This window comes from Lactobacillus helveticus DSM 20075 = CGMCC 1.1877, assembly GCF_000160855.1.
GTDB lineage: Bacteria > Bacillota > Bacilli > Lactobacillales > Lactobacillaceae > Lactobacillus > Lactobacillus helveticus.
On record NZ_GG700752.1, the window covers coordinates 328,764 to 348,841 of the forward strand.

At 36.6% G+C, this 20,078-nt stretch carries 19 protein-coding genes and 1 pseudogene; 16 read left to right on the plus strand and 4 right to left on the minus strand.

What is annotated here, in order from left to right:
• Window positions 1-45: 45 nt before the first annotated feature.
• The 4 genes from HMPREF0518_RS01545 (at window position 46) to HMPREF0518_RS01560 (ending at window position 3,904) form a co-directional block, all read left to right on the plus strand.
• A complete protein-coding gene (locus HMPREF0518_RS01545) occupies window positions 46-729 on the plus strand; it encodes a TetR/AcrR family transcriptional regulator (protein ID WP_003625435.1) in 684 nt (227 codons plus the stop codon).
• Window positions 730-741: 12 nt separating this feature from the next.
• Window positions 742-1,566 carry a hypothetical protein gene (locus HMPREF0518_RS01550; RefSeq protein ID WP_003625437.1) on the plus strand — a complete coding sequence of 275 codons (825 nt, stop codon included), beginning with the start codon at window positions 742-744 and terminating at the stop codon, window positions 1,564-1,566.
• A 123-nt stretch (window positions 1,567-1,689) separates the two neighbouring features.
• On the plus strand, window positions 1,690-3,174 hold the full coding sequence (locus tag HMPREF0518_RS01555) for an ABC transporter substrate-binding protein/permease (RefSeq protein ID WP_003625439.1): 1,485 nt from the start codon (window positions 1,690-1,692) through the stop codon (window positions 3,172-3,174).
• Window positions 3,167-3,904, plus strand: coding sequence for an amino acid ABC transporter ATP-binding protein (locus HMPREF0518_RS01560; RefSeq protein WP_003625442.1), 738 nt, complete (start codon window positions 3,167-3,169; stop codon window positions 3,902-3,904). The genes HMPREF0518_RS01555 and HMPREF0518_RS01560 overlap by 8 nt, the downstream gene beginning before the upstream one ends.
• Window positions 3,905-3,940: 36 nt before the next feature.
• Here the strand turns inward: HMPREF0518_RS01560 and HMPREF0518_RS01565 are convergent, their stop codons facing one another.
• Window positions 3,941-5,176: a CAP domain-containing protein gene (locus tag HMPREF0518_RS01565; protein WP_003625444.1), complete on the minus strand. Its 1,236-nt coding sequence runs from the start codon at window positions 5,174-5,176 to the stop codon at window positions 3,941-3,943.
• 155 nt (window positions 5,177-5,331) lie between these two features.
• On the opposite strand from HMPREF0518_RS01565, the gene HMPREF0518_RS01570 reads away from it, so the two are divergent.
• From HMPREF0518_RS01570 to HMPREF0518_RS01595, 6 genes and pseudogenes are all read left to right on the plus strand, one after another.
• Window positions 5,332-6,414, plus strand: a complete 1,083-nt coding sequence (locus HMPREF0518_RS01570; protein ID WP_003625446.1) for a D-alanine--D-alanine ligase family protein — start codon at window positions 5,332-5,334, stop codon at window positions 6,412-6,414.
• 27 nt (window positions 6,415-6,441) lie between these two features.
• Window positions 6,442-7,182: pseudogene (locus HMPREF0518_RS01575) on the plus strand (transcriptional regulator).
• 104 nt (window positions 7,183-7,286) lie between these two features.
• Window positions 7,287-8,420, plus strand: a complete 1,134-nt coding sequence (locus HMPREF0518_RS01580) for a YibE/F family protein (protein WP_003625450.1) — start codon at window positions 7,287-7,289, stop codon at window positions 8,418-8,420.
• Entirely contained in the window at window positions 8,417-9,202 is a 786-nt protein-coding gene (locus HMPREF0518_RS01585; RefSeq protein ID WP_003625451.1) for a YibE/F family protein, read from the plus strand. The genes HMPREF0518_RS01580 and HMPREF0518_RS01585 overlap by 4 nt, the downstream gene beginning before the upstream one ends.
• A complete protein-coding gene (locus HMPREF0518_RS01590; protein WP_003625453.1) occupies window positions 9,174-9,995 on the plus strand; it encodes an alpha/beta hydrolase in 822 nt (273 codons plus the stop codon). The genes HMPREF0518_RS01585 and HMPREF0518_RS01590 overlap by 29 nt, the downstream gene beginning before the upstream one ends.
• 74 nt (window positions 9,996-10,069) lie before the next feature.
• Window positions 10,070-10,273, plus strand: coding sequence for a hypothetical protein (locus HMPREF0518_RS01595; protein ID WP_003625455.1), 204 nt, complete (start codon window positions 10,070-10,072; stop codon window positions 10,271-10,273).
• 46 nt (window positions 10,274-10,319) lie between these two features.
• On the opposite strand, the gene HMPREF0518_RS01600 is transcribed toward HMPREF0518_RS01595, so the two are convergent.
• Both HMPREF0518_RS01600 and HMPREF0518_RS01605 read right to left on the minus strand, forming a co-directional pair.
• Window positions 10,320-13,337, minus strand: coding sequence for a TIM-barrel domain-containing protein (locus HMPREF0518_RS01600; RefSeq protein ID WP_003625458.1), 3,018 nt, complete (start codon window positions 13,335-13,337; stop codon window positions 10,320-10,322).
• A gap of 481 nt (window positions 13,338-13,818) precedes the next feature.
• The gene (locus HMPREF0518_RS01605; protein ID WP_003625461.1) at window positions 13,819-14,295 is read right to left on the minus strand and encodes a nucleoside 2-deoxyribosyltransferase; all 477 of its coding nucleotides are present in this window, start codon (window positions 14,293-14,295) and stop codon (window positions 13,819-13,821) included.
• Window positions 14,296-14,410: 115 nt separating this feature from the next.
• Between HMPREF0518_RS01605 and HMPREF0518_RS01610 the strand changes: the two genes are divergently transcribed.
• Complete coding sequence (locus HMPREF0518_RS01610) at window positions 14,411-14,908, plus strand: PTS sugar transporter subunit IIA (protein WP_003625463.1); 498 nt, start codon at window positions 14,411-14,413, stop codon at window positions 14,906-14,908.
• Window positions 14,909-14,926: 18 nt separating this feature from the next.
• Here the strand turns inward: HMPREF0518_RS01610 and HMPREF0518_RS01615 are convergent, their stop codons facing one another.
• Complete coding sequence (locus tag HMPREF0518_RS01615; protein ID WP_023192817.1) at window positions 14,927-15,730, minus strand: tyrosine-protein phosphatase; 804 nt, start codon at window positions 15,728-15,730, stop codon at window positions 14,927-14,929.
• Between the two features lie 150 nt (window positions 15,731-15,880).
• Between HMPREF0518_RS01615 and HMPREF0518_RS01620 the strand changes: the two genes are divergently transcribed.
• From HMPREF0518_RS01620 to phnE (HMPREF0518_RS01640), 5 genes are all read left to right on the plus strand, one after another.
• A complete protein-coding gene (locus tag HMPREF0518_RS01620) occupies window positions 15,881-16,372 on the plus strand; it encodes a universal stress protein (protein WP_003625468.1) in 492 nt (163 codons plus the stop codon).
• Between the two features lie 336 nt (window positions 16,373-16,708).
• Window positions 16,709-17,644: a phosphate/phosphite/phosphonate ABC transporter substrate-binding protein gene (locus tag HMPREF0518_RS01625; protein ID WP_003630002.1), complete on the plus strand. Its 936-nt coding sequence runs from the start codon at window positions 16,709-16,711 to the stop codon at window positions 17,642-17,644.
• A 29-nt stretch (window positions 17,645-17,673) separates the two neighbouring features.
• Window positions 17,674-18,447, plus strand: coding sequence for a phosphonate ABC transporter ATP-binding protein (phnC, locus tag HMPREF0518_RS01630; protein ID WP_003625472.1), 774 nt, complete (start codon window positions 17,674-17,676; stop codon window positions 18,445-18,447).
• Window positions 18,447-19,244 carry a phosphonate ABC transporter, permease protein PhnE gene (gene phnE, locus HMPREF0518_RS01635; RefSeq protein ID WP_003625473.1) on the plus strand — a complete coding sequence of 266 codons (798 nt, stop codon included), beginning with the start codon at window positions 18,447-18,449 and terminating at the stop codon, window positions 19,242-19,244. Before phnC ends, phnE (HMPREF0518_RS01635) begins: the two co-directional genes overlap by 1 nt.
• On the plus strand, window positions 19,244-20,056 hold the full coding sequence (gene phnE, locus HMPREF0518_RS01640; RefSeq protein ID WP_003625474.1) for a phosphonate ABC transporter, permease protein PhnE: 813 nt from the start codon (window positions 19,244-19,246) through the stop codon (window positions 20,054-20,056). Before phnE (HMPREF0518_RS01635) ends, phnE (HMPREF0518_RS01640) begins: the two co-directional genes overlap by 1 nt.
• The last annotated feature ends 22 nt before the right edge of the window (window positions 20,057-20,078 follow it).

The following is a 20,078-nucleotide window of genomic DNA, read 5'->3' on the forward strand; positions in this document are numbered from 1 at the left end:
GATTTGTGTTGTATAGAATAGAAAGAGGAAGATAGAGGAATAACCATGGCACGACGGAAAAATATGAAAAGACGGAGAGTTATTCTTAGCAATACTTTTCATTTAATCAGAGAAAATGGAATGGATAATGTTTCTTTGCAAATGATTGCAGAAAAATCAGGCATTTCAAAGTCCCTGCTGCAGTCATATTATCCTCATAAAGCCAAGTTGACTAATGACATCATTCGTAATCTTTTTAACACTTTAGGACAACAAGTAAATAATTACGATATGGCTAATAGCAATACCCCATATGCACGAACTAAGGCTTTTATTTATACTATTGCCATTTTGGGGATGCACGATGAAGGCTTGGACCGAATTATCTCAGAAGCTTTTGTCAGCAACGCAACCCTAGATAACTGGGGCGTAATGCTTAATGATTGGATCAATGTCGATCACTTATTTGATGATGTTGATGTTGACGAAGACGAGCTTGAAACGGGTATTGCATTTGTAACTAGTGGTATTGGACGACTTTATCATGATCGTAAGAAGTACCACTTATCCGCAGAAGCTCTTGCAGATTATGCTACAAGTGCATTGATGCTTAGTTTCTTGCATTGCTCTTCTCGTGAAATTGATCAAGCTCTAAAAGAGGGACATGAGATCATCGAATCAGCTGATATAGAAGTTGTTCACCGTGCAATTGATACGATGTTTGATGAAGGTAAAGGAATTTTCAGCTAAAGGGGAATTGTTATGGTTGAAGGCAGAAGAGCTAATTTGCGACGAATGGGGCAAGAACAAGCCAGCCAGTATAAGCGCATGATGGCTTTTGTGATCTTTTTGGCTGCGGCTTTAACATTGATAACGGCTACTTTTCTAAATCCTATTTTTATGAAAAAACAGATTAGAACTAGTTATAATCAAGCCGTTGTTGTACGCCAAGTTAATAAAAATTTTGATGTTTTGGCAGATGTAATTGATGCTCGCGACGAAGATGATGCAAACTTACTTGCTCAGGCACAAACCCAGCCAATTGCCGACCATATAATTGATTATACGTTAGGCATTCACTGGTTTAAGGTTAATAATCTGGGACTTGCTCAACAGATTTTAACGGATATTAATCAAGGGATTGATAAGGGCTCTTCAAGTGGAGCACAAGTAATCAATAATAAATTAAAAAAACAGGGTGCTAATGCACCGTATGCAATTGTTAAGGCATTTGATTTAAATATCGTTACATTAGGTGCCAATATTGCTAGTTTATTGCTCATTGTTAATGTAATCATTGTAATTGTGACTATTATTACTCTGATTTCATTAATTAATGACATGAGATCTAAGGCTTCTACAAGAATGCTAATTCATAATGCGACTGCGGCAGGAATGTGGGCTGGTTTTTGGTTGATCCTAATTTCAGGATTATTAGCACTAGTTCCCGTAATTTTTGATGTTGATAACATTGAATTTGGTTCAATTCTTGAAATCGGCAGTAGCGTCTTCTTAGAATATGTCATTGTTGGAGCAATTATTTACGTTATTTGTGCTATTCCTTGGCAAGCCACTTCAACTAAATAAGTTTAGAAACCGTAATCATGCGACCATGATTGCGGTTTTTCTTGCAATGACGAATTTTCTGTATATAATTAAAAAATAATTAATAATTTTAGGTATATTTAACGAGAAAAATAGGTGAATTTTATGAAAAAAGCAAAAATTGTTAATTTGTTTCTTGCTTTCATTACAATAATTTCGACCCTTTTTTTGTTTAATCAACCAGTCGCTGCTGCAGATAAAAAGGTAGCCAGTGACTCCGTAATGAAGAAGATTAAACAGTCGAAAGAATTAGTAGTGGGCACATCTGCAGACTACCCGCCACTTGAATTTACCACTAGTGTAAATGGCAATACCAAGTATGTTGGGGTAGATATTGAACTAGCTAAAGATATTGCAAAGGATTTACATGCTAAGCTTGTAATTAAAAATATGAGTTTTGACTCTCTTTTAGTTGCACTTGAAACGGGCAAGGTTGACATGGTTATTTCTGCCATGACACCTAACCCTGAAAGAAAAAAGAGCGTAGACTTTTCACAGATTTATTACAAGCCAAGTGGTGAATATTTCTTAATTAATAAGCGTGACCAAACTAAGTATAAGAAAATTAAGGATTTTGCTGGTCAAACCGTTGGTGCTCAAACTGGTAGTATTCAATATCAATTGATTCAGTCGCAAATGAAAAAATCTAAGGCTAAGGGTTTAGGTAAGATCAACAACTTAGTTTTGGCTTTGAAGTCTGGCAAGATGTCTGGTGTAGTAATGGAAGAATTAACTGCCAAGGCATATGCTAAAAATGATAATAGCTTAATGGCTGTTAGAAGTGATTTGCGCGAAGAGCAAGCAGGTAATGCGGTAGCGATTGCTAAGGGACAACCAGGCTTAGTAAAGGCGGTTAATAAGACAATTAGCCGCGTTGAAAAAGAAGACTTGATCAACAAGAAGTATTTGCCTGAAGCCGCTAAATACATGAAGACAGCGCAAAAGACTAATACGATGGCGAAATACGCTCCATATTTTGTTAAGGGAATCGAATACACCATTATTATCACTGTCTTCTCTGTTTTAATTGGTATCGTATTAGGAATGCTTTTAGCATTAATGCGCTTGTCCAAGAACAAGTTGTTACACTGGATTGCGGTTTGCTACATTGAATTTATCCGTGGTACGCCGCAAATGGTCCAAATTTTGTTTGTTTACTTTGGCGTTGGGGCCCTTATTTCAAACTTATCTGCATTAGTAGCAGGTATTATTGCGATTGGACTTAATTCAGGTGCTTATGTTGCTGAAGATATTAGATCAGGAATTGCTTCAGTTGCTAAGGGACAAACAGAAGCTGCTAGATCTCTTGGTTTGAGTCAAGCTAAGGCATACCGTTACGTAATTATTCCACAAGCATTGAAGAATATTTGGCCAGCTTTAGATAACGAATTTATCACTTTGCTTAAAGATAGTTCATTAGTTTCAGTGATTGGGGTAACTGAATTGATGTACCAAACTGAACTTATTCAAACTTCAACTTACCGTGGCGTATTGCCATTATTCATTGCGATGATTATTTACTTCATCATGACCTTTACTTTGACTAGATTGCTTAACTATTTCGAAAGACGGATGAAACACAATGACTAAAATGATTGATATTCAACATCTAAAAAAGACTTTTGGTGAAAATGAAGTATTAAAAGATATTTCAGCCACCGTAAATAAAGGACAGGTAATTTGTATTATTGGACCTTCTGGTTCTGGTAAAAGTACTTTTTTGCGCTGTCTAAACGTGTTGGAACATCCTACAGCTGGAAAAATTGTTTTTGATGGCACAGATTTAGCTAGCTTAAAAGATGGCAAAGAATTAGATCAATTACGAGAAAAAATGGGAATGGTTTTCCAGAACTTCAACCTTTTCCCTAATATGAATGTAATTGAAAATGTAAAGCTTGCACCAATGAAAGTTAAAGGCGTTAGTGAAAAAGAAGCTGAGCAAAAAGGCTTAGAGCTTTTAGAAAAAGTAGGCTTGGCTGATCGTGCTAAGCAATTCCCAGCTAGCCTATCAGGTGGTCAACAGCAGCGTGTGGCCATTGCCAGAGCTTTAGCGATGGATCCTGAAGTAATGCTGTTTGATGAACCTACTAGTGCCTTAGATCCAGAAATGGTGGGGGAAGTTTTAAAGACAATGCAAGATTTGGCTAATTCAGGGATGACAATGGTAATCGTAACCCATGAAATGGGCTTTGCTCGTGAAGTAGCCGATGAAATCTGGTTTATGGCAGATGGCTATTTGCAAGAAAAAGGAACTCCTGAAGAGGTCTTTGAACATCCAACTAGTGATCGTGCTAAAGATTTCTTATCAAAAGTTTTGTAAACAAAAATCCAAGCGTTTTGCTTGGATTTTTTCATTTCATTCTGTGATGATGAGATTTTTCAATGCGTACTGTCTTATAAAAAAATTTTGATTCCATCCATCTTCGGCTAAAGTATTAAGCAGATTGTTGGATTGGTTTGGCAGAATTGCAGCCTTAGGCATAATAACAGCACGCAGAATTTTATTTTGCTTTAGTAAAGGTGACTGCACTTCCGTTTTATTGCTTAAAGTGGTAGCAGATTGATTGGCTACTGGAGCAGTAGTGTAGTTGGTGGTATCGTTAGTACCATCTTGTTTGAACAGTTTAAAGGTATATTTATAAACGCCCTTAATATTTATTTCGTATTCATGTCCAGCTACAAGTTGCGTATTTGCTGGAGAATAAGTAATAATCGTTTTGAAATTGCCATAGCCACTAGAACTATAATTCTTGACGTGAGTGGCACTGGTTGTGATCCCTGTATCTAAATCCTTGATTGATATTTCTGGCTTGGAGTTAACTGTTTTGTCAGATAAGTAAAGTGACCAAACAGTTTTGTTACCAGTAGCTAATTCTACAGGGAATAAACGCATGCTAGGGTAGGCCACTACAGGTTGGTTAGCTGCTCGAAACATATCATTGGTGTTCAGTACTTTTTGAACAGAATAGCGGTAGCCATTTTTACCGTATGCTGCTCCAATTCCAGTAGTAGTCAACCGAGTGGAAAGAAGCCAAGCACGGTGTCCTGTATCTGATCCGGTTAAGTTATAGTGGTCAGTTACAAGGTCCGTGATAACGTCACCAGCTGATTGATGCGAAACGTTGAAATTCAAGTTGGAAGTTTCAGAAGTATCTTTAGCTAGTTTCCAAGTGCCTTTTGAAATATAACTAGGTCTTTTCTCACTGGGAAGACCATGCTGATTAATAAACGGATTGGCATTAATTGCTGCCATCACTGCTGCAGTTTTTTGAGCATTATTGTTAAAAGTAGTAGTTGCAGTTACATTGGGTAAACCGAACAAAGAACGATAATAATTAATGTAATCGACTTGTGTTTGAATATATTTTGGATTTAAAGCTCCTGCATTGAATTTCTTCTTTAAATGTGGCTTTTTGGCGTAAATGTTTTGGATACTATAGCGGGTTTTATTGAGATTGCCGTATTCTTTTTGAAAACTGTGTACTTCGTTAATCTCTTGAGTAGTAAAAGTTGCACCCTTTGCAGTTTGACCAATAAATGGCACACATAAAATCGCTGCAATTGTAGTGATAGAGATTTTCCGTAGAAGCATATTTTTAACTCCCTTCTAGGATCTTTTAGTCTATTTAAATAATTATAAACTATTGTGAAAAGGCTTTAGTAAAAAAATATTCTATAATTTTAAGTTTTTTTGGTATTCTTTGCGTATAATAAAGGTTTGGTAACATTTAAAAGAGGTATAAAACAATGACTAAAAAAACACAAGTTGGATTGATTTTTGGTGGTAACTCATCAGAATATGAAGTATCAATTGTTTCATGTCGTAATATTTATAAAGCAATTGATAAAGAAAAATTTGATGTACACCCAATTTGGATTACTAATGAAGGCTACTTTGCAAATGAAGAAGAAAGTTTCAAGGTTTTAGAAGATCCTTCATACCAAGTAAAGAACCCACACAAGGTTCACAATATTTCTAATTTAATTGAATTAGAAAACTTACCAGAAATTGATGTCTTTTTCCCTATTGTTCACGGTAACTTGGGTGAAGACGGCGTTTTACAAGGTTTATTCCGTTTGATGAATAAGCCATTCGTTGGTGATGACGTCTTGGCTGCTGCCGTAACCATGGACAAAGAATTTACCAAGATTTTAGCTCAAAGAGTTGGCGTTCCTGTTGCTGACTGGATCACAATTAAACGTTTTGAATACGATGACAAAAATAATGATAAACTTGATTATGAAAAAGTTGCTGAAAAACTTGGCCGTGACATGTTTGTTAAGCCATCTAACCAAGGTTCATCAGTTGGTGTTAGCCATGTAACTAACGCTGATGAATATGCAGCAGCATTAAAAGAAGCATTTAAGTACGATGACAAGGTATTAGTTGAAGAAACTGTTCCTGGTACTGAAGTAGAAACTGCCGTACTAGGTAACGACAAGCCAATTGTAGCAGGTGTGGGACAAATCACCAATGCAAAAGGCTCATTCTACAGCTATAAGAACAAATACGATGACAATTCAACTTCTAAGTTACAAATCCCTGCAGATTTGCCACAAGAAATTATTGACACCGTAAGAAGAAATGCTCGTAAAGTTTATGAAGTTACCGAATGTAGTGGTATGGCTAGAATTGACTCTATGCTTACTCCAGGTGGTAAAGTAGTATTGACTGAAGTTAATGCTCTTCCAGGCTTTACTAATATCAGTATGTATCCTAAGTTGTTTGAAGAAGCAGGTGTTCCTTACACTGAGTTAATTACTCGTTTGATTGAAGTAGGAATGGAACGTTTTGATCATAAGAAGACTTTGCTTCATAAGCACGATTAATACCCAATTTTATAGAGGTAGATTTTAATGACGACTAATAAGCATGATTTTGAAGAACTCGCTGCACCTAAGGTAGCTGCAAAAGAATTAGGAATAGGTGTTGCCACATTAAGAAAATATTCTTTAATCGTGGAAAAAGTAACGGGCAATTCAAACTATTTTGCCCGGACTAAGCAGAAGGCACGTTTATATCATCAAAAGGATATTGACGATTTGAAGGCTTTCCATCACTTGTCTAAGAATAGTGGCTTGACTTTGCAAGAGGCGGCTCGTCAAATTTATGCTGTTAGTGAAAAGGGCGAAGAACCTAAGGTCAAGGAACCTGTGCGCTATACTGCTAATGATGTGATGGATACGCAACAAGTAGTTAAGCTTTTGAATACCTTGCAAAAGACTATTTCAAATCAAAATGAAGCGATCAGTTCTTTGCAAAAACAATTGAATGTCATTCAAAAGCAGAATGAAGATTTGATTGAAGCACAAAAGCAACTTGCTGCACCAAAAGATAATAGCGATAAAATCGCTGCTTTACCTGATATTTCTGGCGTTGTTGCTGATGACGATGAAAAATCAAAAGATGTTGCAGAAAAACGCGAAGAAGTAAAAGAAGACATGCATAAGAATCAAGAAGAGATGCATGACTAAATTATTTCTAAAGCAAAAGAAAATGCTAAAAAACGGGCAACTGCAAATGTTCATCGTACCTTAGAGGATATGCAGCTTCCAGAAACTAAGGAACATTGGTGGCAAAAAATCTTTAAGTTTTAAGAAAGATTTAAGCAAAAAAGTAAAGAATTAAAAGGTAGCTTAACATAGGGCTGCCTTTTGTTTTACAGTAATAACTGTGAAAAAGAAATAGGGAGTTGTTACCGTTGAATTTTAAATGGAAAAAGCGCTACACAGCGGCAGTTATTGCTGCAATCGTTGGCGCTATTTTGACAGTGTTAACGTATTTTGCAACTGATATTTATCAAAAAGATGAAGTTGCACTTATTACGGACAGTCAGATTAAAGATACTTTGATTGAAAAGAATGAGGATGTTTATAAGAATCAGGATCAAACGAGAGAACATATTCTACATTTAAAAGTATTATCTGGCAAACATAAGGGTGAAAAATATACCACCAAGAATATATATTATCCTTCACAGTTAACAACGCAGAAATATCGTGCTGGTCAACGTATTTTTGTCAATATTAAAAAGGGCGATCCGGCTATTGTTAACCCTAAACGTGATTGGGTATTAGTGATGGTAGTTACGATTATGGTAGCGTTAATGATCGCCGTATCGGGGATGCATACGATTGCGTTAGTAGTCTCTATGGCAATCAGTTGGGCACTGTTTTATTTAGTCATTGTTTGGGATGTTCACCTAAATGGGGCACACATTATTTTGCTCTTCGGTTTAGCTGATATTGTTTTATCCTTCTTCAGTTTATTGATTGTTCAAGGCTTTAATAAAAAAATGCTGGCAACTTGGTTAGCTACAGTTTTAGGTATTTTTGTTTCCTTTGCTTTATGCTACGTAATTATGCATGTGACCGGCGAATCAGAAATGAAATATGAAACAGGAGACTATGCAACGCAAGATCCACGTGGCTTGTTCCTAGCTCAAACATTAATCGGAATACTGGGAGCCGTTATGGATGAGGCAACCGATATTATTTCTAGTTTATATGAATTGATTCAAACTAAGAAAGATATTACTATTCGTCAATTAGTACACAGTGGTCGAACCATGGGACAAGAAATCATGGGACCATTGATTAATGTGTTAGTTTTAATTTTTATTGCAGGCGCATTGCCTGAAACAATTTTGTATTTGCGAGATAATAATACATTGGGCTCAGCATTTGGCTTCACCTTATCGCTTGGAGCAACGCAAAGTGTAATTTCGGCGATCGGAATTGTATTAACAGTCGTCTTTGCGACAGGCTGTAGTTTGCTTTTTGTTAAAGATAAAGACTGGAAGAGTTTATTTAGAAGAGAAGGTGAGAATAAATGAGTACGTTAATGGCATTAATTGTTGTTTTGGCTATTTTAATGACAATTGTTGGCGGAGAAACAGGAATTCGTAGTTTCTTTAGTGTCTTGATTAATACCATATTGTTAATTTTGGTAGCGATGCTAATTTCTTGGGGAATTAATATTGCAATTTTGACTTTGATTTTTATTCCATTAAAGCTAGTCACGATTATTTTCTTAGGTACGCATGATTATACAGTTGCCAAAAACTCGTTTTATTCTGCCTTCTTGATTTGTTTGATTGTGAGTGCATTTATTTGGGGATGCCAATATTTTGCTCAAGCTGCAGGCCTTGGCCCAGAAGCTGGAGAATTATTAGTTGGTCTTTCTCAGATGCCAGGACTAGATTACCCAATGATTGCAGTTGCAGTCGCAATTTTCTCAACGTTGGGTGCAATTGCGGAAGCAGCGGTTGCAATGAGCTCAGGCTTATTAGAAATTAAAAAGCATAATCCAAATATCAGTGAAGAAGAATTAATGAGCAGTGGCAACGCTATTGGTACTGACGTGTTAGGTACTGCGATGAACACAATTCTATTCGGACTGTTTGGTAGCTTTTTAGCTCTGTTTTTATGGTATTTCCGTTTGCACTATACGATCGGTGAAGTCCTTAATGAAAAACTTTTTGTTAATGAAGCCTTAATTATCATGTATTCTTTAATAGGGGTTATTTTAACAGTGCCTCTGTCATCCTTTATGTTGTCTAGAGGGATGAGTAAGAAGGGACTAAAAAATGAAAGTAGAAAATCTGACCATAACTAATTTTAATAAGCGTGAATTTAAGATCCATACTTATGTGCTGGATCAAAATCCAGAATTAGTGGAACAAAAACGCCCTTTAGCAATTGTGGTTCCAGGAGGTAGTTTTAATCATTTATCTAAAAGAGAAGGCGAACCAGTAGCACTCGCTTTTAATAATCAAGGCTTTAATAGTGTGGTTATGGAATATAACTTAGTTCAAGCTCCAGGTAAGATCTATCCGGATGCTGGTCTTGATGTACTTACTACGGTTAAATATTTTAGAGATCATGCAGATGAGTATCATTTGGATCCTAATCGCATTTTGACGGTTGGCTTTTCCGCTGGTGGTCACGTAGTTAGTTCGGCTAATAACATGGCTTTGAGCAGTGATTATCAGAGTAAATATGGTTTTAATAAAGATGATGTATTGCCTAATAAGACGATTCTAGGTTATCCATTGATCGATATTAAGAAAATTGGTTTTCCAATTCCAAATGATCAAAAGGATAAGATGCCAGTAGAACCGGAATTATTAGATAGTGCATTAGGTGTTACACCTGAAATACCAGATACATTTATTTTCCAAGCTTGGGATGATCCAATTGTCTTGATTGGCAATTCAATTGAATACATTGGTGCTTTGAATAAGAATAATGTAAAAACTGAAGCACACTTATTCAATCATGGCTATCATGGCTTTTCTTTAGCACGTCATAATGTGAAATCTAAGGGACGTGAATGGCAGGAAAATCCACATGCGGCTCATTGGTTTAACTTGGCGATGGAATGGCTGAGAAGCGAATGGGGTGAGTAAAAAAGCATTGCGTCATCGGCTTTAGTTTGTGCTAGAGTTGGTACTTAATAAATGAAATTAAGGCTGTTGAAACTATGCATGATATCTATCACGTTATTTTGAAGAATCGTAAAATCGATCGTTTGATTATGCCATTTGAAGCATTGTATTGCGTGTGGCTGATTATTACTTTGATCTTGAATTTTAAATTATTTGCATATTCAATCGATGCGCAATTTGTGTTAATTACGTTGTTTTACTTTAGTGGTTGGATATCATCATTGGTTAAAAAAACATAAAATGAAGCAGTAAAAAAGAGTTCTCATCATGAGAACTCTTTTTTACTTAATCATTATTCTTTTTTTCTTTATAGAAGATAACTTCTTCAGCAGCAACAATCGGACCAGATGATTTGTAAACCCTGATTTTCATTGCCTTAGCTTCGACGCCTCTCAAACCAACGACCTTATTCTTGCTATCAGACTTCCAAGTAAGTCGTTCGCCGTATGGCTTAAAGTTAGTGCCATCAACAGAAGTTTCGACGCTGACTTCAACAGGATCACCTTGATGGTCAATCTTTCTTGGTACCCAAACCATTCTGCTTAAGTGTTCCAATTGATTAAACTTGAAGGTTAATTCAAGTGGTTGATCTTCACTGACGCCATTAACAGTTTCCCATTCACTAGCTAGTTTAAGATCAGTCAAATACTTCAAAGGATGATCTTTTTGACTAGTCATATTGCTAGTAGTGTGAATATCTCTGATGGCGAAGTTCATTGGATCTGGTTTAGTAATTGCACCAAATGGATCTGACCATTCAGAGACCTTGTTTTTGGCAACATAACGCAAACGCATGCTATAGCGAGTATTAGGTGCTAATCCGTGGAATGTGAATGAGCTGCCATCGATACCATCATGCAAAATGCCGTTAACTTCAATTTGAACTTGATCAGTTAATTGTGGCCAAACTACTGTTAATGAATGTGAGCTGATCTTTTCTGGATCAACTGTTGGCTGCTTAGGTGAGCGCAATAATGAATCAGTAATTGCGTGTACTAAGGTTTCATTACCGTAATTAAAGTTGCGGATAACAATTTCAATTTTAGAATCGGTAATGTCACGTTTAGCTAACTTAATTTGCAAAGCAGTTTGCTTCTTTTCTTGATATTGATCAAATTCAGGCATCCAGCTGTAATTTGTATTGAAGAAGAATCCTTCCTTAGCATGTGCGAAGGTATCAACTGTACCATATTCCTGCATGTCAATGACCTGATCATTAATCTTAACAGTCAAGCCATCCGGATAACCATCACACATAATATTCAAGTTAGTGGTGCTCTCTGTTTGGAAGGTATTGAAATCGCCTTGAGTTGGATAAATCGTAATCTTAAGTTTGCTTGCCTCAAGTTCACTAGTAATTTGTGTAGCAACATGGTTTCTTGAATAATCGTTATAGCCATTATCGTCATAGGTAACCATCTTGCTGCGGCCTTGTGGGTAAAGGACATAGTTGCGTTCACCCAAGTCGAAAATAGAGCCGCCGCGAACAAAGACTGGCAAGTGCCAAGATGGGTATGACAACTTATTGTAAACTCGACCACCTAAGTATTTCTTGCCATCGAATAAATCAACCCACATTGTACGGTGATTTGGCAAATAAAGATTATCTTTTCTAGAATTGCCATTGCCGTCTTCTCGACCATTAACAATTGGTGAAATGAGCAAGTTAGGCCCAAGCATAAATTCATGGCTAACTTGTGGGGTGTAGTTGACTTGTTCATGTGGAAATTCTAGGAATAATGGCCGCATGATTGGTTCACCGACTTGAGCACGGTAGATCAGCGTGTACATATAAGTTTGCAATTGTTCACGTAATTGCAGGTATGCACGATTGATTTGCGTCATCTTGTTGTTATAAGCAAATGGCGTCTTGCTAAATTTACCTTGATCATCAAGATTGAAGAGCAGTGGAGTGAAGGCTTTCCATTCAAAGTCACGAATGCTGATTTGAGCATTGCCACCACCAGCGGTTCCATCTACAGCACTACCGATTAAAGGTTGACCAGATAGACTAGCACCTAAAAAGCCAGCAACTTGAGTTGGAATATTTTCCCAATTGCCGCCAATATCGCCGAAAGCGAGCATCGTTCTACTTTGACTGCCAGCAATTCCAGTATTTGAAAAGATGAGCGGTCTTTTAAGTTTTAGATTATCACGTAAAATCAAGGCATCGTTTTTCAAAATCTTAGGATCACTAGTATTGGTTTGAATAAAAGTGGTATTTGGGGTTACCTTTGGTGTTTGGTTCTCACTCCAAAGACCAGCATTAACGTCTCTACTTGCAGCGTAATCACTGAAGCTAGTCATTGCTTCCGCATTGAAATCTTGTACCTGGTAGTTAGGAACGATCCAGCTTAGCTTGAAATGCTCTTTTTGATAACGATCGACCATCGCACGAGCGGAGAATTGGTATTCTTCTTCCCCATTTAATGAAGCCTTGCCGTTGGCATCTTCAGGATTAGTAGTCCTAGTGTAATAGTTGCCATCTTCGAACATGGTTGCATTACGTTCTTTAGCTTCTCCTGGCTGCCACATTGTAGTTAAGAAGTTGCCGACATGGCCCAAACCTAAAGCGTATTTAGGCGGCATCAATGGTTTACCTGTTAGAAGATAATACTTAGCCAAAATATCCTTAGGTGAATTACCTAATAGGTAAAATGTATCGAACAACTTGCTATTGTGAGTTAAGATTGCGGCATCTTGATTGGTTTTACCAAAATCATAGCTCCCAGTGGTGTCAGTATTTCTTAATTCACCAAAGCCAGAGTTAGCCCAGAAAAATGGTACTTGAGTTAATACTCCGCCTTTGCCTGTAATATGGTCGCGTTCAATTTGAATAATTTTGCCTTTATGACTAAAGTAGCCATTTTGCATCCCGCCACCGAAATAAAATTCATTTTTGTGTTGTTTTAAAATTTCGGTAGTTTGATTGCTGCTTAGTTCAATTGGACTAAGCTGAGACAAACGACTACGATGCAAAGTCTCGTCAAAAATAGTCATGACTGCAGGCTTTTGTTGAAAAATTAATTGATAGTTGCTGGTTTGAATGATTAAAGAATCGCTAGTAGCCTTTGCTTTAGATTTTTCAAAGTAACTATTATTAAATTGAGACAGGTCAACGAAAGAAGAATGATTTTCGTCGAATTCCTTAGCTGGGTCAAGGAAATAGCGGAATATTCCGTCAGCTAAAATATAAAGACGAGCAACTTCTCCGGTAGAATAGTGAAGTTCATAGTAATGATCACGTTTATTCGCACCGATGAGTTGACCTAATTGATGTCTTTCTATTTGATTTTGTGTCATATTGCTTTCTTCCTAATAAAACTTGTTACCATATATTATAGCGAAAAAATCTTAACTTTTTGTGCAATTATGCTAAAAGGATAGTAGTCAAAGAAAAATTAATCTTTTATTTTAATGTAAGCGCTTTTACTTTTGGGAGAAATGTGCTATATTATGAGTGTAAAAAAATTAAGAAATAATATTAAAAAGAAAAGGTGAGGCCAATGACATAGTTAGTGTAGTTAGTCAGATATAAAGAAAGGCTTGTGATACCAATGGGCATTGAAAGCTAAATAACAACTTAGTAGTAAGATAATATGCCAAGTGATATATGATTTACATAAGTGACTCGGACTTCCATATGAAGTGGGTATAGAATAATAATTTTTTTGGAAAATCACTTGGAGTATATTTATTAAGAAAGATTTTATACATGACAGATAATATTAAAAAATGACCTATCGCAATTTTTAAGCGATAGGTCATTTAGTTTGCTTATTTTTTAATATACAGCTCCGTCGTAGAAATTGTAGCGAGGCTTGTTAAAGTCGAAGTCTTTTAATTCACTGATCTTGATGGCATTGTCACAAACGCCCCAGCTCATTAAGTTGATTGGCTTGCCGTAATCTTCATCTGGGATAACCAATAAAATATATTTTCCTTGAGATAATGCGTAGCCCAGTTCCATGCCTAAGCCGACGTCTTCTTCTTCTGGCAAATATACGCCAAGCATGACATCAGAAGTCTTAATTCCTACTAAATCATTGTGGTAGGTTGCAGAAGCCCATTCAATGTTGTGCAAGTATTCTGGATGTTCATCAATGCGAATACCCTTGTATTGGTTTTCAAGGGGCACATAACTATTTTCTAAATCAACTGTTGGATTTTCTTTTAAAGCTGCCATTGCTTCTTTGTAAGCTTTGTTTTGCTTTTCATTAAACCAACCGGCACCAAAATATAAAGTCTTTTTCTTGTTCATAATTTTCTCCCCATAAAAATTGCTGACGAATTAACTTTAACATATTTTCGATTGAAAAAAACGTCTTGTTAACTTACGCTAAAAATAGTAATTCCATAATGGAAGGTAAAATTCAATGACTAATACTGAAAATTTTTTTGCCCCAGATGCAGTTTTTGTAACAGATCAAATTAAGCAAGATTTGGTTTTAAAAGAAGTTTATGACAAGCTACTTGAACGAGGCTGTGTAAAAGGTAATTTCTTATCACATATTGTTGAGCGTGAACATAATTTTCCTACAGGCTTGGATACGAAGACACTAGGTCAAAACATTCCTAATATTGCAGTTCCGCACACAGAAGGCGAGTTTGTTAATACTCGTTTAATTGTGCCTGTTGCTCTTAAAAATCCGGTTCTTTTTCATAATATGATTAAGCCTAAGGAAACATTAGAAGTGAAGTTTTTGTTCATGCTTTTAGATAATGATCCTGATGGGCAGGCTAAGTTGTTAGCTAGCGTGATGGATTTTTTTGCCGATACTCCAGCTAATGAATTGCGAGAGGTATTTAATTTTACCGATCCGCAAGCTATCTATGCATTTTTAAAACAAAAATTCATGAAAAAAGAAGACTAGAATTTCTAGCCTCCTTTTTTAGTCTTCAAGATAAATTTCACGCAATTTCATAATGTCTGCGCTAGAGAGCTTCATCACGTCACGTAAGTAGTTATTGATGCCGCCGTATTCGTCATTCAATACCTTAATTGCATGATCAAGATATTCTGGACGAACGCTTTGAATATCTCGAATTGATTGAAGAACGTTTTCGTTGCGGCCGTTTTGACGAGCGTGTTCAACCATGCTGTCAACGAAGTCCTTAGTAGTGATGTTAGTTAAAAGGTAGTCTTTTTTGATAGTGCTGAACGGCACGCCTAAAGCACTTAAGACTAGCATTGCACCAAAGCCGGTTCTATCTTTGCCTGCAGTACAGTGGAAAATGACGCTTTCGTTTTCGCCATCGTTTTTAAGCAATACTTCAAAGAGCTTGCGATAAGCGTTTTGAGCAGATTCGCTTTCGATCATGTCTTCGTAAGCATAATGCATGTGATCAAAGCCGAAGTCGGCATCATTAGCGGCTTGTTTATTCAAATCATTTAGACTCTTGGATGAATTGGTTAAGTCTTCGCTAAAGACAGGATCGTAAATATATTCCACACCATCTGGAACACGGTCAGGTTGATTATATACTTCTTCTTTACTTCTGAAGTCAACGTCGTATTTTACGCCATAATCAGTTAAAAATTTCTTGTCAAATGGTGATAGATCAGCCAAATTGCCGGTTCTAAGCAATTTATGCATCTTGATTTTCTTGCCAGATAAAGTTTCATAACCTCCAAGTTCACGGAAGTTGCGGCCACTGGTTACGCCGATTAATTGATTAGTTAATTTTTTGGTCAAAAAATACTCCTTTCTGTAATTAAATCTTGTCATGCATATTATTTTAGCAACAAATATGAACCTAAACAATTATTTAGAAAAGTAATAGTTTACAAAATTATGTTAAAATAAACATTAAGAATAAAGCAATCGGATAGGAGATGAATAGAAGTGGCAAAAGATAAAGAAAGTATTTTAGTTCCAGTTGATGGTTCGGAATCAGCAGAAAGAGCTTTTGATAAAGCTGTTCGAGTTGGTTTGCGTGATGGTGCTCACGTTGATGTATTGAACGTTATCGATACTCGTCAATTTATGGGTGAAATGCAAGACACTTTGATTTCTGGCGATACTATTTACCAAATGACTCAAGACTCTGAAGAATATTTGAAGAGTTTAAAGAAATGGGCTCATGATAACTTTAACTTTGATGATGTAGATTACCACATTCGTTATGGTAGTCCTAAGCGCATCATTTCTTATGACTTCATCAAAGACCACCACAATGACTTGATTGCTATGGGTGCAACAGGTCTTAATGCGGTTGAAAGAATGTTAATGGGTTCAGTTACTGAATACGTTAACCAACACGCCTTAGCTGATGTTTTGATTGTTAAGACTGATATGGCTAATAACCCGGTTAAACCAACAATGAAGAAGAACTAATTAAATAGCGGTAATAGCTAGATGAGTATAAATTCATCTAGCTGTTTTTATAAAAAAACTTTCCTAAAAGGCTTGATAGAACCCGAACGTTTTTGGTATTATTTTAACAATGAACGTAGAGTTGCTGAAGGGAGTGGATGAGTTTTGCTTATGGGTGTGGATAAATTTATTGTTACTGGCAAGTCATCCGCTTTTGGAGACGTTTTTTTCTGTTCGTTTTACTAACTATATGTGCTATTAATAAGGCTTAATTATTGATCATTTTTGTCGACCCGTAATTAAGTCTTTTTTTATAGCGTTGATTGTTTTATCACTATTTTGCCCATGGAGGACAATATGAAAAGATTTAGAAAAATCTTGGTAGCAGTAGTTGCATTACTTGTTGCAGTGGTTGCAACTGCATGTTCAAGCAAGAGTAGTAGTTCATCTGATAAAGAAAACTACACTCCAAAGTCATTAACTATTCAATTTGTGCCAAGTCAAGCTGCAACTAAGTTGCAAGCTCGTGCTAAGCCTCTTGAAAAGATGCTTTCAAAGAGATTAGGTATTCCTGTTCATGTTTCTATGTCAACTGACTACAACACTGTTGTAGAAGCAATGAAGTCAAAGAAAGTTGATGTAGGTTTCCTTCCACCAGATGGTTACGTTTTAGCTCACAAGCAAGGTGCTGCTGATTTGCTTTTGCAAGCTGAACGTTACGGCGTTAAGCAACCAGGTGGTAAAGCAACTAAGGATTTAGTTAAGAACTACCGTGCTGAAATCCTTGTTAAGAAGGGTTCAAAGATTAAGTCATGGAAAGACTTGAAGGGTAAGTCAATCTCAGTTCAAAACCCAACTTCAGCAGCTGGTTACGTATTCCCAGTTGCTGAACTTAAGGAAAAGGGCTTAGACGTAACTAAGGATTCTAAGTTGGTTACTGTAACTGGTCACGACCAAGCAGTATTGAACGTATTAAACGGTGATACTGATGCAGCATTCGTATTTGAAGATGCACGTAACATTGTTTTAAAGGACAACCCTAAGATTATGAGTCAAGTTGTTCCAATTTACTTCACTAAGCCAATTCCAAACGACACTATCTCAGTAATTCCAAGCATGTCTAAGTCATTCCGTAAGAAGCTTGCTAAGGCATTTATTGCTGTAGGTAAGTCAAAGGAAGGTAAAAAAGTTATTGAAAGCGTATATAGCCACGAAGGTTACGATTACGCTAAAGATAGTGACTTTAACATTGTACGTAAATACGACAAGATGGTTGAATCATCTCAAAAATAGTAAATCAATTTAAGGGAGTTAAGAGTTAAATGGCAGATAAGCCAATGATCCAATTAAAAGATGTTTCTAAAGTTTATGACAACGGTACTGTAGGCTTAAAGGACATTAAGTTAACAATTAATAAAGGCGAATTCGTAGTAGTTGTTGGTTTGTCTGGTGCAGGTAAATCAACTTTGCTTCGTTCAATCAACCGTCTGCACAATATTACTTCAGGCGATATTTTAATTGACGGCAAGTCTATCACTAAGGCTAAGGGGAAGAATTTGCGCAACTTACGCCGTGATATCGGTATGATTTTCCAAAACTTTAACTTGGTTAAGCGTTCAAGCGTTTTGCGCAATGTCTTAGTAGGACGCGTTGCTTATTACCCAACTTGGAAAACTACATTTAATTTGTTTTCTAAAGAAGACAAGCAAAAGGCTTATGAAGCTTTGCAAAAAGTTGATTTGGCTGACAAAGTATATGCACGTGCCGATGAATTATCAGGTGGTCAACAGCAACGTGTGGCCATTGCTCGTGTATTGATGCAAGATCCAAAAATTATTTTAGCCGATGAACCAACTGCTTCACTTGATCCACAAACTTCAATTAAGGTTATGGATGACTTGAAGATGCTTAATGAAAAATATGGCATGACAGTATTGGCTAACTTGCACAGTGTTGAATTGGCACGCAAGTTTGGTCAACGTGTAATTGGTATTCGTGCAGGACAAGTAGTTTATGATGGCAAGATGGAGGATACTCCTGAATCAGTCTTCACTGATATTTACAACGGCGGAGACGGCAACAAGGAGGCAAAATAATGCCTGAAAAACAAAACTTGATGAAATTACCTAAGCGCAAATTTAAGGTGATGAACCTGGTTTGGGCAATTATCATGATTGCAGGGCTATTTATTTCAATTAATGTAACCAATACTCACATTAGCGTATTGTTCAAAAACTGGGATCAATTTGCGGATATTTTTGTACAAATATCACATCCCGATTGGAGCTATTTAAGTGTCATTTGGCCTAAATTGATTGAAACTATCAAGATGGCTGTTTTAGGTACTGTAATCGGTTCTGTAGTTGCATTTATTTATTCATTATCGATTGCCCGCAACATCGTTAAAAATAAGGCAGTTACTGGTGTGCTTCGTTTTATTATGAACATCATCAGAACTATTCCAGATTTGCTTTTGGGTGCAGTCTTCGTAGCCATCGTAGGTATTGGTCCAGTTGCCGGTGTTGTGGCCTTGGCCGTAGTTACATTCGGTATCGTAGTTAAGCTTTTTTATGAATCGATTGAAACTATTGATCCAGGTCCAATTGAAGCTTTGACTGCTGTTGGTGCCAATAAATTGCAAATTATCCATCATGCAGTTATGCCACAAATTATGACTTACTTTATTTCTTATGTTTTATATGCATTTGAAATTAATGTCAGAGCATCAACTGTCTTAGGGTATATTGGTGCCGGTGGTATTGGTCTTAACTTGCAACAAACTTTGCAGGTCTTCAATTATGCTCAAACTGGTACCATCATCATTGTTATTATCGTAGTGGTTGTTTTAATTGACTACGTTTCATCTAAGTCACGGGAGGCGTTAATGAAATAATGGATACTACTATGAAAAAATTACCCGCTAAACCCGTTGACCGTAAAAAGCAAATAATTCATTGGTTAATTGCAATTTTAACTATCGCTTTAATTGTTTGGTCATTTACTGATATTGATTTTGGTGATATTAAAGCAACCGCTGGTCAAATTGCCGGAGCTATTTTTGCTGGTATTTTCCATCCTGATTGGAAATACGTTTACAACGGTTCTGGTGAAGACCTGATTTCGCAATTATGGCAAACTATTTGTATTGCTTTCTTAGGTACATTTATTTCTGCTATTATTTCATTGCCATTTGCTTTCTGGGCAGCTCATACCAAGCACAAACATTGGTATACTTCTAGAACTGGTAAGATTGTCTTAGCAATTATTAGATCTTTCCCAGAAATTGTTTTGGCATTGATGTTCATTAAAGCCGTAGGACCTGGTTCTGCGGCCGGTGTATTGGCATTGGGTTTTCACTCAGTTGGGATGCTTGCTAAATTATTCTCAGAAGAAATTGAAAACTTGGAAGATGGACCAAATGAAGCTGTTGTAGCTGCTGGTGGTTCTAAGTTCCACGGAATCATGTTTTCAACCATGCCTAACTTAATGCCAGCACTTATTTCCAATACGTTGTATCGTTTTGATATTTCCATCCGTTCCGCATCTATTCTTGGTTTGGTAGGTGCCGGTGGTATCGGTTATCCACTGATCATTGCTTTGCAATACCGTCAATGGGATCGTGTAGGTATCATTTTGCTAGGAATCATCATTATGGTTGTCATTATTGACTGGATTTCTGGTTGGATCAGAAAGAAATTAGTTTAATTTTTAATTCCTAAAAAAGAGA